The 14,551-nt window shown below is 45.7% G+C and carries 14 protein-coding genes, 1 riboswitch and 1 other annotated feature; of the genes, 12 read left to right on the top strand and 2 right to left on the bottom strand.

Annotation, left to right across the window (positions count from 1 at the left end):
- The first annotated feature begins 303 nt into the window (after positions 1-303).
- Positions 304-485, top strand: a riboswitch (Lysine riboswitch).
- Between the two features lie 114 nt (positions 486-599).
- The 12 genes from RH45_RS15790 to RH45_RS15735 all read left to right on the top strand — a co-directional run bounded on the left by RH45_RS15790 (position 600) and on the right by RH45_RS15735 (position 12,151).
- Positions 600-2,201, top strand: coding sequence for a Na+/H+ antiporter NhaC family protein (locus RH45_RS15790; protein ID WP_008078840.1), 1,602 nt, complete (start codon positions 600-602; stop codon positions 2,199-2,201).
- Positions 2,202-2,377: 176 nt separating this feature from the next.
- Positions 2,378-2,514, top strand: a sequence feature (His leader region).
- A gap of 55 nt (positions 2,515-2,569) precedes the next feature.
- Entirely contained in the window at positions 2,570-3,466 is an 897-nt protein-coding gene (hisG, locus tag RH45_RS15785) for an ATP phosphoribosyltransferase (RefSeq protein WP_008078839.1), read from the top strand.
- Between the two features lie 5 nt (positions 3,467-3,471).
- Positions 3,472-4,764 (top strand): histidinol dehydrogenase, encoded by a 1,293-nt coding sequence (gene hisD / locus RH45_RS15780; protein WP_008078838.1) that lies wholly within the window; start codon positions 3,472-3,474, stop codon positions 4,762-4,764.
- A 12-nt stretch (positions 4,765-4,776) separates the two neighbouring features.
- Positions 4,777-5,817, top strand: coding sequence for a histidinol-phosphate transaminase (gene hisC / locus RH45_RS15775; RefSeq protein ID WP_008078837.1), 1,041 nt, complete (start codon positions 4,777-4,779; stop codon positions 5,815-5,817).
- A 69-nt stretch (positions 5,818-5,886) separates the two neighbouring features.
- Complete coding sequence (hisB, locus tag RH45_RS15770; RefSeq protein WP_008078835.1) at positions 5,887-6,960, top strand: bifunctional histidinol-phosphatase/imidazoleglycerol-phosphate dehydratase HisB; 1,074 nt, start codon at positions 5,887-5,889, stop codon at positions 6,958-6,960.
- Between the two features lie 26 nt (positions 6,961-6,986).
- Positions 6,987-7,601, top strand: coding sequence for an imidazole glycerol phosphate synthase subunit HisH (hisH, locus tag RH45_RS15765; protein WP_008078834.1), 615 nt, complete (start codon positions 6,987-6,989; stop codon positions 7,599-7,601).
- Between the two features lie 12 nt (positions 7,602-7,613).
- Positions 7,614-8,351, top strand: coding sequence for a 1-(5-phosphoribosyl)-5-[(5-phosphoribosylamino)methylideneamino]imidazole-4-carboxamide isomerase (gene hisA / locus RH45_RS15760; protein WP_008078832.1), 738 nt, complete (start codon positions 7,614-7,616; stop codon positions 8,349-8,351).
- Entirely contained in the window at positions 8,333-9,106 is a 774-nt protein-coding gene (hisF, locus tag RH45_RS15755; RefSeq protein ID WP_008078830.1) for an imidazole glycerol phosphate synthase subunit HisF, read from the top strand. The genes hisA and hisF overlap by 19 nt, the downstream gene beginning before the upstream one ends.
- A complete protein-coding gene (gene hisIE, locus RH45_RS15750; protein WP_008078828.1) occupies positions 9,103-9,738 on the top strand; it encodes a bifunctional phosphoribosyl-AMP cyclohydrolase/phosphoribosyl-ATP diphosphatase HisIE in 636 nt (211 codons plus the stop codon). The genes hisF and hisIE overlap by 4 nt, the downstream gene beginning before the upstream one ends.
- An 89-nt stretch (positions 9,739-9,827) precedes the next feature.
- A complete protein-coding gene (locus tag RH45_RS15745) occupies positions 9,828-10,574 on the top strand; it encodes a YebC/PmpR family DNA-binding transcriptional regulator (RefSeq protein ID WP_008078825.1) in 747 nt (248 codons plus the stop codon).
- Positions 10,575-10,777: 203 nt separating this feature from the next.
- On the top strand, positions 10,778-11,683 hold the full coding sequence (locus RH45_RS15740) for a manganese-dependent inorganic pyrophosphatase (protein ID WP_008078823.1): 906 nt from the start codon (positions 10,778-10,780) through the stop codon (positions 11,681-11,683).
- An 87-nt stretch (positions 11,684-11,770) separates the two neighbouring features.
- Positions 11,771-12,151: a DUF2750 domain-containing protein gene (locus RH45_RS15735; RefSeq protein WP_008078821.1), complete on the top strand. Its 381-nt coding sequence runs from the start codon at positions 11,771-11,773 to the stop codon at positions 12,149-12,151.
- Between the two features lie 30 nt (positions 12,152-12,181).
- Here RH45_RS15735 and RH45_RS15730 read toward each other — a convergent pair whose 3' ends face one another.
- Entirely contained in the window at positions 12,182-13,768 is a 1,587-nt protein-coding gene (locus tag RH45_RS15730; protein ID WP_008078820.1) for a hypothetical protein, read from the bottom strand.
- Complete coding sequence (locus tag RH45_RS15725) at positions 13,758-14,543, bottom strand: DUF2927 domain-containing protein (RefSeq protein ID WP_008078819.1); 786 nt, start codon at positions 14,541-14,543, stop codon at positions 13,758-13,760. Before RH45_RS15725 ends, RH45_RS15730 begins: the two co-directional genes overlap by 11 nt.
- Between the last annotated feature and the right edge of the window lie 8 nt (positions 14,544-14,551).

The following is a 14,551-nucleotide window of genomic DNA, read 5'->3' as shown; positions in this document are numbered from 1 at the left end:
ATTAATTCTAAAGTAGTATTCATTTAACATTATCTATATTTGAATGAGTAGAAAGTTTGATGGTTTGTTCTTTTAATTTTAGTTTGTATATAGAAAAGTTATCTATGATACTGAGTTTATAACTGTGGATGACTATGCATATGGGCAGGAATCTTAAACGAGTTGAGTTACCAATATTTTTAACAATAAATGCAGTTTTATGTATTGAAAAGGGGTTCAAGTTAAGTACAATGAGCGTCACCTAATGCGTAATGCTAGTTAAATTATTGTTAAAGTGAATTTTCAATGGTTTAAAATTTTAGCAATCGCGGTAGAGGCGCGGAATAAATAAGTACTGCTTGTTGGGGTGATGCCAATGAACAAGCCGAAAAGGTTATTTCGCCGAAGTGAGTCTCCATATCAAAAGAACTCGCTGGGGTTACACTCGAAAGGGGTAACACTGCCATAGTCTATAATTTGTAAAACTATGGAGCGCTACTGTAGGGCAGGGTAAAGCATTCGCTTACCTATCGCTTTTTTATGCTTATTTGATTGGAAATGATTTCCTTCATTTAGTCTGCAGTAGATCTCTAACCATTTATTACTGGTTTTTGAAGATCATGAATTTAATTGATTTTGCATCATCTCCTTTATCTTTGTTGCCACCGTTAGTGGCATTAAGTCTTGCTATTGTCACACGCCGAGTCTTGGTATCTTTGGGGGTTGGTATTGTTTTAGGTGCCATCTTACTTAACGACTATTCGATTGGCGGAGCTCTTGGCTACGTCGGTTCCACTGTATCAAGTGTCTTTATTGAAGACGGCGGCTTGAATACGTGGAACATGAGTATTGTTGGCTTCCTACTCTTGCTGGGTATGATGACGGCGTTGCTTACTCTTTCTGGTGGTACTCGCGCATTTGCTGAATGGGCTCAAACTCGCGTTAAAAGCAAGCGCGGTTCAAAGCTTCTTGCCGCCTTTCTCGGTGTTTTCATCTTCGTTGATGATTACTTCAATAGCTTAGCGGTAGGTGCGATTTCTCGTCCTGTTACTGATCGCTTTTACGTATCTCGCGCTAAGCTTGCTTATATTCTGGATTCTACGGCTGCTCCAATGTGTGTCATCATGCCAGCGTCAAGCTGGGGTGCGTACATTATGACGATCATCGGCGGTATCCTAGTTTCTCACGGTATTACGGAATACTCGGCACTGGGCGCTTATGTCCGCTTAATTCCGATGAACTTCTACGCTATTTTTGCCTTGCTAATGGTGTTCGCGGTTGCATGGTTTGGGCTTGACATCGGTAAAATGCGTGATCATGAAATCGCAGCATCTCGTGGGCATGGTTTTGCAAAAGAACAGGCTGACGACTCTGAAGAAGCTCATGAGCTAAATGAAGAATTGGATATCGAAGAAAGCGAAGGCGGTAAGGTGTCTGATCTTATCTTGCCAATCGTATTCTTGATTGCGGCAACCGTAGCTTCAATGCTTTACACTGGTGGTCAAGCTTTAGCTGCCGATGGTCACGAGTTTAACCTTCTTGGTGCATTTGAAAATACCGATGTGGGCACTTCACTGATTTACGGTGGTTTGGTTGGCTTAGCCGTTGCGCTGTTTACAGTGATTAAACAAGGTATTGCAATGAGCCAGATCGGACGCACTTTGTGGATCGGTGCTAAGTCTATGTTCGGTGCGATCCTAATTTTAGTGTTTGCTTGGACGATCGGTTCTGTGATTGGTGATATGAATACTGGTAAGTATCTATCGACAATGGCGCAAGGCAACATCAATCCACATTGGTTGCCAGTGATACTGTTCTTGTTGTCTGGCTTAATGGCATTCTCAACGGGGACCTCTTGGGGTACGTTCGGTATCATGCTACCGATTGCGGGTGACATGGCAGGGGCTACGGATTTAGCACTAATGTTACCTATGCTAAGTGCGGTTCTAGCAGGCTCTGTATTTGGTGACCATTGCTCGCCGATCTCAGACACCACGATTCTTTCCTCGACAGGTGCTCGCTGTAACCATATAGACCACGTAGCGACTCAGTTACCATACGCGCTATCGGTTGCCGCTGTTTCTTGTATCGGCTTTATTACCCTAGGTATGACGGCGTCGGTAGGCATTTCATTTGTCGTTTCACTGGTTGCTTTCGTAGCGATTTGTGTGTTGCTCTCGATTTTGTCAAAGTCGAAACTAGCAAGTTGCCAGAACGTCTAATTGATTGAAATGATTTATAAATGTTAAGGGAGCTGCGGCTCCCTTTTTATTTGTCTAATACAATTTAAAAAAAGTATAAATAAATGGTTGAAAAAAGTTTACGCCTTGGTTAGTGTGGATATCAACAAAGCGAACACGAAGAGCTATATAAGTATGCGTTTAACAGTCATGAACATTCATCACCATCATCACCCAGTCTAGTCTTTCGGGAGATGCGCGCATACCCGGGAGACAGGAAACTCCCGGAGGCTAAAATCGTAAACTACAAGATTTAGAACCCTCGGGAGACCAACTCTTCCGAGGGTTTTTTAGTATTCGATTACAGTAAAAGTTTATAAATTTCAAATATTTGCACAGGGATTATAGCAATGCAGACACAACGCCTAAGAATCGCAATTCAAAAGAAAGGTCGCCTAAGCAAAGAGAGCCAAGCTCTACTTAAGAAGTGCGGCGTTAAATTCAACGTGATGGGTGAGCGACTTGTTGTTCACTCTGAAAATATGCCAATTGATTTACTATTGGTTCGTGACGATGACATCCCGGGTTTAATTATGGATGGTGTGGTTGACCTCGGTTTCATTGGTGAAAATGAACTAGAAGAGGTTCGCCTTGATCGTAAAGCATTGGGGGAACCTTGTGAGTTTGTTCCGCTTCGTCGCCTAGATTTTGGTGGTTGCCGATTATCTATCGCAATCGACAAGGATGAAGAGTACAACGGCCCTCAGGATCTAGCTGGAAAACGTATCGCAACCACTTACCCTCAATTACTCAAAGCATACATGGATGAGGCGGGCGTTCCTTTCTCAACATGTATGCTAACAGGCTCTGTAGAAGTTGCTCCTCGTGCGGGCCTTGCTGATGCCATCGCAGACTTAGTTTCAACCGGTGCAACACTCGAAGCTAACGGCCTCAAAGAAGCTGAAATCATCTTCAAATCAAAAGCGACATTGATTCAACGCACCGGCGATTTTGACGCAGATAAAGTGGCGTTGATTGAAAAACTTCTGACTCGAATGCAGGGTGTACAGCAAGCGAAAGAGTCGAAGTACATCATGCTACACGCTCCGACAGACAAGCTCGAGCAAATCAAGTCGCTGCTGCCAGGCGCGGAAGACCCAACGGTTCTGCCACTGTCTGCCGATCAGCAGAAAGTAGCCGTGCACTTGGTAAGTACTGAAAATCTGTTCTGGGAAACCATGGAGCAACTAAAAGAGCTGGGTGCGAGCTCAATCCTAGTACTACCAATTGAAAAAATGATGGAGTAATCGCAATGAGAACTGTCGTATGGCAATCCCTGAGTGAGACTCAACAAGATTCGATTCTAGAGCGTCCGGCGATCAGTGAAGGAGCAAACATCACTGCTGCGGTTTCTGAAGTCATCGCGAAAGTTCGCAAAGAGGGTGACGCAGCATTGCTGGAGCTGACTGAGAAGTTTGACCGTGTAAAACCGGAGTCCATTCGAGTATCGGCGCGAGAAATCGACGAAGCGTCAGCTCGCCTTTCTGAAAAGATGAAAGGTGCGCTAGAGCAAGCTTATGCAAACATCTCGAAGTTTCATAAAGCGCAAAAGCCACAACCAATCAAAGTAGAGACTCAACCGGGTGTTCTTTGTGAGCAAGTCACGCGCCCAATTCAAAAAGTGGGTTTGTATATTCCTGGTGGTAGTGCGCCATTGCCATCGACGGTATTGATGCTTGGTGTTCCTGCAAAAATTGCAGGTTGTCGTAAAGTGGTACTTTGCTCACCTCCACCAATTGCTGATGAAATTCTTTATGTTGCGAAGTTATGTGGCATTGATGAAGTATACAACGTTGGTGGTGGCCAAGCGGTTGCGGCGATGGCTTATGGAACAGAGACTGTATCAAAAGTCGATAAGATCTTTGGGCCGGGGAATGCTTACGTGACAGAAGCTAAGCGCCAAGTCAGCAATGATTTCCGCGGTGCCGCGATTGATATGCCAGCTGGGCCCTCTGAGGTGCTAGTGATAGCTGACGAAACGGCAGATCCGGATTTCATCGCTGCCGATTTGTTAAGCCAAGCTGAACACGGACCTGACTCGCAAGTGGTGCTTGTGACACCATCACCAATCATTGCCGATCAAGTTATGGATGCGGTTCAGCGTCAACTTCGAGAGTTATCTCGCGCAGATATTGCCGAGCAAGCACTGGCTTCAAGTTTGATCATTATTGCTGAATCTTTAACTCAATCAATTTCAATCTCGAATTACTACGGCCCTGAGCACTTAATTGTTCAAACTAAGAACCCTCGTGAACTACTGCCATTACTCGATAACGCAGGTTCCATTTTCTTAGGCGATTGGTCACCTGAATCGGCAGGGGATTATGCGTCGGGTACTAACCACGTTCTTCCTACTTACGGTTACACACGCACATACTCAAGCTTAGGGTTGGCCGATTTCTCCAAACGAATGACAGTTCAAGAGCTGTCTGCAGATGGTCTAAAGAACCTTGCACCAACTGTGGTCACTATGGCGGAAGCAGAAGGTCTGGATGCACACAAACGTGCAGTGACGATCCGTGTAGAAAAACTGGCAGTGAAGTAAGAGGACAATGAGATGGAAAAGCTAGCGCGTAAACAAGTCCAACAACTGACCCCTTATTTATCGGCACGCCGAATTGGTGGTACGGGTGACGTATGGCTAAATGCTAACGAATCACCATTCAACAATGAATACAAAACAGATTTTGCTCGTCTTAATCGTTATAGCGAATGCCAACCGAAAGAATTGATTTCCGCTTATGCAGCCTATGCGGGTGTAAAACCAGAGCAAACATTGACTTCTCGTGGGGCAGATGAAGGCATCGAGTTACTGATTCGCGCTTTCTGTGAGCCGGGAGAGGATGCGATTCTATACTGCCCCCCAACTTACGGTATGTACGCTATCAGTGCTGAAACCATTGGTGTCGAGCGTAAAACCGTGCCACTAACACCAGATTGGCAACTAGACCTTGCCGGCATCGAAGCGAATCTGGATAACGTCAAACTGGTTTTCGTCTGTTCGCCAAACAACCCAACGGGTAACTTGGTGAAGCGTGAAGACATTGTCTCTCTGCTTGAGATGACAAAAGACCGTGCAATCGTGGTGATGGACGAAGCGTACATCGACTTTTGCCCTGAAGCATCAACGGTAGACTTACTGGCTCAATATCCGAACCTTGCCATTCTGCGTACTCTGTCGAAAGCTTTTGCGCTTGCCGGCCTGCGTTGTGGATTTACGCTTGCGAACGAAGAGCTGATTAATGTACTGCTTAAAGTTATCGCGCCGTACCCAGTACCGGTTCCTGTAGCAGAAATTGCGACTCAAGCGCTTTCGGAAGCTGGTTTAGCGCGAGCGAAGTTCCAAGTTCTCGATCTGAATGCAAACCGTGCCTACCTACAGGTTGGTTTGTCAATGATTCCGGGACTGGAAGTCTTTGAAGGGTGGGGGAACTATCTATTGGTGAAATTCCCAGAGGGCGATGATCTTTTCAAAGCCGCTTGGGAAACGGGCATCATCTTGCGTAACTCGCCAATAGAGAACTGTGTGCGTATCAGTGTTGGCAACCGTGACGAGTGCGAAAAAACACTCGGATTCATCAGAAACTACTACTCATAAGTAGAGAAAGAATGTATCGCTCTCGCGTAAAGCGGGAGCGCCTAAAAGAATAGTAATAAGGAAGTTCGAGTGAGCAAACAACAAAAAATCCTTTTTATAGACCGTGATGGCACCTTAATTGTTGAGCCGCCGATTGATTTTCAAGTAGACCGTTTAGACAAACTAAAGCTAGAGCCATTTGTTATCCCAAGCCTGTTGTCGTTACAGGATGCAGGATACCGTCTAGTGATGGTAACGAACCAAGATGGTTTGGGTACCGACAGCTACCCACAAGCAGACTTTGATGCTCCACACAACATGATGATGGAGATCTTTGAGTCTCAAGGTGTGAAGTTTGATGACGTGCTGATTTGTCCTCACTTCGATGAAGACAACTGTTCTTGCCGTAAGCCTAAATTGGGCTTGGTGAAAGAGTACCTGCAAGGTGGCAAAGTGGATTTTCAAAACTCTGTAGTGATTGGCGATCGTCAAACCGATCTTCAACTTGCAGAAAACATGGCAATTCGTGGTATTCAGTACAACCCAGAAACCATGGGTTGGAAACAGATCCTGAAAGATCTCACGGTGAAAGCCCGTGTTGCTGAAGTCATTCGCACCACGAAAGAAACAGACATCAAAGTTGCGGTTAATCTGGATGAGCAAGGCGGTAATGACATCTCAACGGGTCTTGGTTTCTTCGACCACATGTTAGATCAAATTGCGACGCACGGTGGATTCCAGATGGTGTGCAAAGTGGAAGGCGACCTGCACATTGATGATCACCACACGGTAGAAGATACCGCTCTTGCGTTGGGGCAAGCTCTTAAAGAAGCGCTGGGTGACAAACGTGGTATTGGCCGCTTTGGTTTCAGCCTGCCAATGGATGAGTGCTTGGCACAATGTGCACTAGACTTATCTGGTCGTCCTTACCTTAAGTTCGACGCGCAGTTTAGCCGTGAACAAGTGGGTGACCTTTCAACAGAGATGGTGGTTCACTTCTTCCGTTCTTTGACTGACACATTAGCGTGTACGCTGCACCTTTCTTCTGCGGGCAACAATGATCACCACATCATTGAGAGCCTATTTAAAGCGTTTGGTCGCACTCTGCGCCAAGCAATCAAAGTCGAAGGCACTGAGCTACCGAGTAGTAAAGGCGTACTTTAAGGCTAACGTTATCAAGGAGAAAAACAGTGACAGAACAGAAAGTTGTCATTATCGATACTGGCTGTGCCAACGTCTCTTCGGTGAAGTTTGCCATTGAACGCCTAGGTTATGACGTAACGATTTCAAAAGATCCACAAGTTGTATTGGCAGCTGACAAGCTATTCCTACCGGGCGTAGGGACTGCCAGTGAAGCGATGAAGAACCTAGAAGAGCGCAATCTTATCAGCTTGGTAAAACAGGTAGAAAAGCCACTGCTAGGTATCTGTTTAGGCATGCAACTGTTGGGCAGAGTTTCTCAAGAAAAAGGCCAGAAAGCCGACGAGTTAGTCGAGTGTCTTGGACTTTGTGATGGCAAAGTGAAGCTACTACAAACTGGCGATTTGCCGCTGCCGCATATGGGTTGGAATACGGTGTCTGCAAAAGCTGGTAATCCACTTTTCAAAGGCATTGAAGAAGGCGAGTACTTCTACTTTGTACACAGCTTTGCAATGCCCGTTGGAGAGTACACTATTGCTGAATGTGAGTACGGCAACCCATTCACGGCAGCCGTACAAAGCGGCAACTACTACGGTGTGCAATTCCACCCTGAGCGTTCTTCAAAAGCGGGCGCGAAGCTTATTCAAAACTTCTTAGAATTATAAAAGGGATTTAGTGTGATTATTCCAGCTCTTGATTTAATTGAAGGACAGGTGGTTCGCCTTTATCAAGGTGATTACGGTCAAGTAACCGAGTACAAAGTCGACCCAGCAGAGCAGTTCAACTTGTACCACCAAGCAGGTGCCAACTGGCTGCACTTAGTGGATTTAACTGGCGCGAAAGACACGACAGCACGCCAGCTTGATTTGATTGCAAAGCTACTAGCAAGCACGCCAGCGAACATCCAAATCGGTGGTGGTGTGCGTACAGAGCAAGACGCAACTGACCTGTTGGAAGCTGGTGCTCAGCGTGTTGTGGTTGGCTCTACAGCCGTCAAACAGCCAGAACTTGTGAAAGGTTGGATGGAAAAATACGGCGCAGAGAAAATCGTTCTTGCGCTAGACATCAACATCGATCAAGACGGCACGCGTAAGGTGGCGATCTCTGGTTGGCAAGAAGACTCAGGCGTGACTATCGAAGCTCTGATCAACGATTACCTAACGGTAGGTCTACAACACGTGCTTTGTACGGACATTTCTCGTGACGGTACGCTAGAAGGCTCAAACGTAGAGCTTTACATCGACCTATGTAAACAGTACCCACAAGTGCAGTTTCAATCTTCAGGTGGCATTGGCTCATTAGCAGATATCGAAGCGCTAAAAGGCAGCGGTGTGGCTGGCGTGATTGTTGGCCGTGCATTGTTAGATGGTAAGTTCACCGCAGAGGAGGCGTTTGCATGTTGGCAAAGCGAATAATTCCATGTCTTGACGTTCGTGATGGGCAAGTGGTCAAGGGCGTTCAATTCCGCAACCACGAAATCATTGGTGACATCGTTCCTCTGGCACAGCGTTATGCAGAAGAAGGCGCTGACGAGCTTGTGTTCTACGATATTACCGCTTCCAGTGACGGTCGCGTTGTCGATAAAAGTTGGGTGGCTCGCGTTGCTGAAGTGATTGATATTCCTTTCTGTGTCGCTGGTGGCATTAAATCAGCAGAAGACGCAGCACGCATTCTTGAGTTTGGCGCAGACAAGGTGTCGATTAACTCACCTGCATTGGCAAACCCGCAATTGATTACTGATCTGGCTGATAAGTTTGGTGTGCAATGTATCGTCGTTGGTATCGATTCATACTACGACAAAGAGACAGGTAAGTATCAGGTTTACCAGTTTACTGGTGATGAAGAACGCACAAAAGCGACCCAATGGGAAACGCGTGATTGGGTGCAAGAAGTACAAAAACGCGGCGCTGGTGAAATCGTACTGAACATGATGAACCAAGACGGTGTGCGTAACGGCTACGACATCGAGCAGCTAAATATGGTGCGTGAAGTGTGTAATGTACCGCTGATTGCATCAGGTGGCGCGGGTGCCATGGAGCACTTTGTAGAAGCTTACCAAAAAGCCAATGTGGATGGTGCGCTTGCCGCGTCGGTATTCCACAAACAAGTCATCAATATTGGTGAACTAAAGCAGTATTTGAAACAACAAGGCATTGAGGTACGACTATGAGTGTAAAAGCCGCCGAAGTAAGTTCGCTAGCTGAGCGAATCAACTGGGAAAAGGTGGATGGTCTGGTACCTGCCATCGTCCAGGATTTCCAATCAAGCCAAGTGCTGATGATGGGCTACATGAACCAAGATGCTTTGGCAAAAACGGGCGAAACCGGTCAGGTAACGTTTTTTTCTCGGACTAAGCAGCGTCTTTGGACCAAAGGTGAAACCTCAGGCAACGTGTTGCAATTGGTAAACATGCAGTTAGATTGCGATAACGATACGCTATTGGTGAAGGTGAATCCCATTGGTCCTACGTGCCACTTGGGTAACACCACATGTTGGGATGTGGATCCGCAAGAGGAATCACAAATGGTGTGGCTTCATCAACTTGAGCAGCTATTGGCTGCCCGCAAGAGTGCCGACCCTGATTCCTCTTATACTGCCAACCTTTATTCCCGTGGCACCAAGCGTATTTCGCAGAAAGTGGGCGAAGAAGGTGTTGAAGTCGCGCTTGCGGCGACGTCGGGGGATAAGGCGGAGCTAGTGTGCGAGTCTGCGGATTTAATCTATCACTTGCTGGTTCTTCTCCAAGACCAAGGGCTATCAATGAATGATGTGGTCAACAAGTTGAAAGAGCGTCACAAGTAAAGCTATCTTCGATGTGATAAACTGAAGAAAATTCAAAGCCGTAAGCATAACTTACGGCTTTTCTGTTTTTAGATTGGGAGTATTTGTTTATGGCTGGTCATAGTAAATGGGCTAACATTCGCCACCGCAAAGCAGCACAAGATGCTAAGCGAGGTAAAATTTTCACCAAACTGATCCGAGAAATAGTGGTTGCAGCCAAAGAAGGTGGTGGTGAGCCGGAGAACAACCCAAGGTTACGTGCCGCTATAGATAAAGCGCTTTCCAATAATATGACTCGCGATACGGTTAATCGCGCTGTGTCTAGAGGCGCTGGTGGTGAAGGTGATGAAGGCATGGAAACCGTCATCTACGAAGGTTATGGCCCAGGAGGGACTGCCGTTATGGTAGAGTGCATGACGGATAATCGAAATCGAACAGTTTCTGGTGTTCGTCATGCTTTTTCAAAAGCGGGAGGGAACTTAGGCACTGACGGAAGCGTAAGCTATCTATTCGAGAAAAAAGGTGTGATTTCTTACGCCTCTGGTCTAGACGAAGACGATGTTATGGAAGTTGCGCTTGAAAGTGGCGCCGATGATATCGAGACGTCAGAAGATGGAGCCATCGACGTATTTACTACACCTGCTGACTTTGGTGGCGTAAAAGATGCCTTAGACGCTGCTGGATTTAAATCTGCTCATGCAGAAGTGTCATTGATTCCCTCGACAAAAGCGGATCTTGATGCTGATACAGCGCCAAAGTTACTTCGTTTAATTGATGCGCTAGAAGATCTAGATGATGTTCAAGAGGTATACCATAACGGTGATATTTCGGATGAGGTAGCCGCTTTACTCGAATAAGGCAGCGCTCTCTAGCCGAGGATGTTCTCATTGTAGTTAAGCTGGGTTGCTTTCCTTTCATTGAGACTTAATTGCAACAAAAGTTGTAAGAAACGTTTTTCTTTTTTGCTAACCCATGACAAATCTCAAAAATCAGGTAAAGTATTCGCCTTCGTGAGTAATTTGCCCAGAATAGGGCCTATTTTAGTCGTATAGGAAATAAGATGATTCTAGTTGTAGGTCACAAGAACCCTGATAGTGATAGTATCTGTAGTGCATTGGTAGCAACTGAGCTACTAAAAGCTCGTGGTGTCGAAGCCATGCCAATTCGCCAAGGCGAAATCAACCGCGAAACACAGCATATTTTAGAAGTTGCAAACGCTGAAGTTCCAGAACTTCGTACGTCTGTGGCAGGCGAGAAAATTTGGTTGGTTGATTACTCAGATCTAGCACAAGCACCAGATGATGTGGCTGAAGCAGAAATCTTAGGTATCGTTGACCACCACCGTCTGGGTGACGTAATGACCGTTAACCCAATGGAAGCTTGGATCTGGCCTGTTGGCTGTACTAACACAGTACTTTTCAACATGTTTAAGATTGAAGGTCACGAGATCACTCCTCAAATCGCTAAACTGATGATGTCTGCAATTTTATCTGACACTGTTGGTTTTGCTTCTCCAACGTGCACACAAAAAGATAAAGATGCGGTTGAAGAGCTAGCAAGAATTGCAGACGTTTGTGATGTTGATGCTTTCATCAAAGATCTGTTGATTGCTAAAACAAACATCGAAGGTCTTTCTGCTGCTGAGCTAGTAGAAAAAGACCTTAAAGGTTACCCATTCAACGGCCGTGATGTCGTCGTTGGTCAAGTTGAACTTGCAACACTTGAGCAAGTTGACGGTATGATTGATGCGCTAGAAGCGGATCTAGAGCGTCGCTGCGCAGAAGAAGGTTTGGCATTTGCTGCAGTAATGCTAACAGACATTACAACGGCGCAAACTCGTCTACTATACAAAGGTGAGTGGGCTGAGAAATTAGTTAAGCATGAACAAGATGGCATGCTTATGATGGAAAACACCCTAAGCCGTAAGAAACAAGGCTGGCCGTGGCTACAAGCTGAGCTAGTGTAAGACAGTTTTTGACTGCATCAAATTCAACGCCCATAGTGTTTCACTATGGGCGTTTGTTTTATCGCCACTAGAGAGTAGGAGAGAGGAATGTCTGAGTCCCTATCGCAAGAGCAGATTGATACCGTAAACAAGATGCGCCCAGAAGAGCGCCTGAATTACTGCTTTAAAGAGATGGCTAAGAGTCGTAAAGTTTGGATTCTCACCGATGAGCATGGCTGTGTGATGCTTAATACTGAAGATGAAGATTGTGTTCCAGTATGGCCCCATGAAGAATTTGCTAAACAATGGGCGACGGGAGAATGGGAGCATTGCAAAGCTGAATCTATCTCGACTGCTAAATGGTTCAGTCGTTGGACTTATGGGTTGGAAGAGGACGAGCTAGCTGTTGTTGTGTTTCCAAACCAGAATGAAGAGGGCGTGGTGCTCTTTCCTGATGAGTTTGAGTTCGAACTTAAAAAGCGCGGCTAACCCCTACCAGCCAAGCCTTTGCGCTTGGCTTTATTCTTCCTGCCTTAAATAGATGACCCAGTTTCCATCTGGGGATGGGTAACTGCCCAATTTTTGATAGTGCTCAAATTCATTCTGAAACACTTGATACTGGGTAAAGTGTTCCACGAAGCCAAACTCTAACGGGTAGCGTAGTAGTGGTTCGTTTTCTTCTACCAAGATAGCACTCGGTTTATGCAGCTTAATATCCTCAGTTACAACTTGGCTTATCCAGGCTAAACGCGTATTTTTCTTTTTTCCTTCAGTTGCTTTCAAGGTTTGTGGTAGCGCCCACAATACTGGGAAATGACCAATCCATTTCAAACCTAAATGCATTGCGATGGGGTGAGCTGGGAACAGCCGTGCACCAAACATATAGACGTTTTGCCCACTTGTCACATGTGGCTTTAAAGCATCATAGATAACTTTGTAATCTTGATACTCGATGAGTTTCTCTGGCAGGTGATTGGATGTGGATAGAAAGGTCTTACTGGCGTCTTGATAGTTGATTTTGTCAATATCAATAAAGTGGAAGTGCCGGACAAACAGCAGCATCATGAAAAAGAACACACAATGTGTCACTTGTCGGGCTTTTGGCTCTCTTATCAGTTCCTGCAAAGAATAAAACCAAGCTGCCAGTAACACAATTGACAGTGTGGTAAAAGTTAGCAGCAGGTGATAGCTAAACCCAGCTCTGCCGACTAGGAAAGCGCTCAATGCGGCGATAGCGACTAGGTACAGACCTTGTACAAGGTGAACTTCGGTGACTTGCTGAGTCAAGTAACGATAAGGTAGAAATAGCAGTAGCAGCAGTAAACCGAGCCGAATAAGCATGCTTTCTGCACCTTCAAAATATGCGATGTATGTTTCACTAGCAAGCGGCGCAACCAAAGAAAAATAGTGAGGGTGGTAGAGATAAACGAATCCAACGTAGCTGATTCCTATTATTGCAATGATGATGTTTTCAGCCCTAAACAAGGATTTGATCTCTCGATGACGCCACAGTAACCAGCCTTCCAAAAGTGCCAACACTATAATGTACTGTGGCTTTAAACACACAGCGAAAGCAGCGAGTGTAATTGATGCTACTCGCATACTCATGGCTGTTTTGATGTGATTTACTCGACATGTCAGCATGCAAAAATAGCCAATCATGGCGGCAGAAATAATATGCTCTCGCTGTAAGAACGCCGCTGGTAAAACAAACAGAAACGCTAGTGCGATAGCAATTACCCACAGAGTCGCATGACGCAGTTTGAGCTTGTAGAGGTAATACTGACACATCAAGGTAATTAATAGCAGGTAGGTAACCATAGAGAACCGCAGAGCGGATACAATACTCAATTCTCCCCAATAATAAGGGGCAAGGAATAAACGATAGATATAAACAATCAGCGGTGGGTTAATCTCGTAATATTGCGTGTAGAGATCGCCACTTTGGCCGTATAACGCCATTTGAGTTAGAAATGCGACATCCGCATTGAGAAAGTAATGTGTTTGCGTAAGAAGTGAATGTAATGCGGCGAGAAGAATTAACAACCAAGTCAGTAGAAACTGATAGGGGTTTGGCTTGCTGTTTGGTTGATGACTAATACCCAATAAGCTGATAGAGCGCTCCAGATTTTGCGATTGAGACAGCCTGTGTAAGTTTGCCTAGTTTCTGGTATTCCTGAATTTTAGCGCTAAGCAACGGAGTCACTTGGCTTACTGTCATGCCCGGTTTCAACTCTGGTTCATAGAGTAGTTGGAGTAAAACGACATCCAATGGTGATAGCAGATCTTCAGGGGTTTCATCATTAAAGATAGACGGGAATGCAGATTCTGCATCATTGGGTAAGCCCATGATCTGAGTTATTTCTTCAACGATACAAGCGAGTAGCTTTCCATGCTCTCTTGCTTGGTCTACTGGGATAATTATCGCGGCGGACGCGATGGAACCAGTTTGAGGGTTAAGCTTGTATCCAGCCTTACAGATAGCACCATGCATATGTTTGAGCGAACCGGCCCCCAGTTCTTTCTTAACGTCTTCGCGCCATAAAGACTCTCGGGTAAAGATCCATATAACGTTAGCTTGCGCGCGAAATGAAACGCGTTCTATAGAGTGGCCCGTGATACGAGAAAGATCCGCAATATGGGCATCGAGCAATTCATTGTGTAAAGCTTGATCGGCGACTTTGTGCTCGACCCATAGCTTAATAGGCTGTTGCCACTTTACCAGTTGCCAATCGCCCGGAGCATACTCGCGTTTTAAAGCGACATCGACAAATGCTTGCTGAACAAAGGCAGGCTCAAGCCAAGTGAGTCGCGACTCGTAGGCCAAGGCTGAAGAGCTAGTCACCAGTAAGAGAATTAATCCCAGTGCCTTCCTTAGCATCTGATCCC

The sequence above is a fragment of the Vibrio sinaloensis DSM 21326 genome, assembly GCF_000189275.1.
Lineage (GTDB): Bacteria > Pseudomonadota > Gammaproteobacteria > Enterobacterales > Vibrionaceae > Vibrio > Vibrio sinaloensis.
This window is presented reverse-complemented; position numbering and strand designations above follow the sequence as displayed.

Excerpts from the sequence above, each read along its gene's own strand:
- RH45_RS15745 (WP_008078825.1), top strand. The coding sequence starts at position 9,828 with ATGGCTGGTCATAGTAAATGGGCTAACATTCGCCACCGCAAAGCAGCA.
- RH45_RS15735 (WP_008078821.1), top strand. The coding sequence starts at position 11,771 with ATGTCTGAGTCCCTATCGCAAGAGCAGATTGATACCGTAAACAAGATG.
- RH45_RS15725 (WP_008078819.1), bottom strand. The coding sequence starts at position 14,543 with ATGCTAAGGAAGGCACTGGGATTAATTCTCTTACTGGTGACTAGCTCT.
- RH45_RS15790 (WP_008078840.1), top strand. The coding sequence starts at position 600 with ATGAATTTAATTGATTTTGCATCATCTCCTTTATCTTTGTTGCCACCG.
- hisIE (WP_008078828.1), top strand. The coding sequence starts at position 9,103 with ATGAGTGTAAAAGCCGCCGAAGTAAGTTCGCTAGCTGAGCGAATCAAC.
- hisF (WP_008078830.1), top strand. The coding sequence starts at position 8,333 with ATGTTGGCAAAGCGAATAATTCCATGTCTTGACGTTCGTGATGGGCAA.
- hisC (WP_008078837.1), top strand. The coding sequence starts at position 4,777 with ATGGAAAAGCTAGCGCGTAAACAAGTCCAACAACTGACCCCTTATTTA.
- hisD (WP_008078838.1), top strand. The coding sequence starts at position 3,472 with ATGAGAACTGTCGTATGGCAATCCCTGAGTGAGACTCAACAAGATTCG.
- RH45_RS15740 (WP_008078823.1), top strand. The coding sequence starts at position 10,778 with ATGATTCTAGTTGTAGGTCACAAGAACCCTGATAGTGATAGTATCTGT.
- hisG (WP_008078839.1), top strand. The coding sequence starts at position 2,570 with ATGCAGACACAACGCCTAAGAATCGCAATTCAAAAGAAAGGTCGCCTA.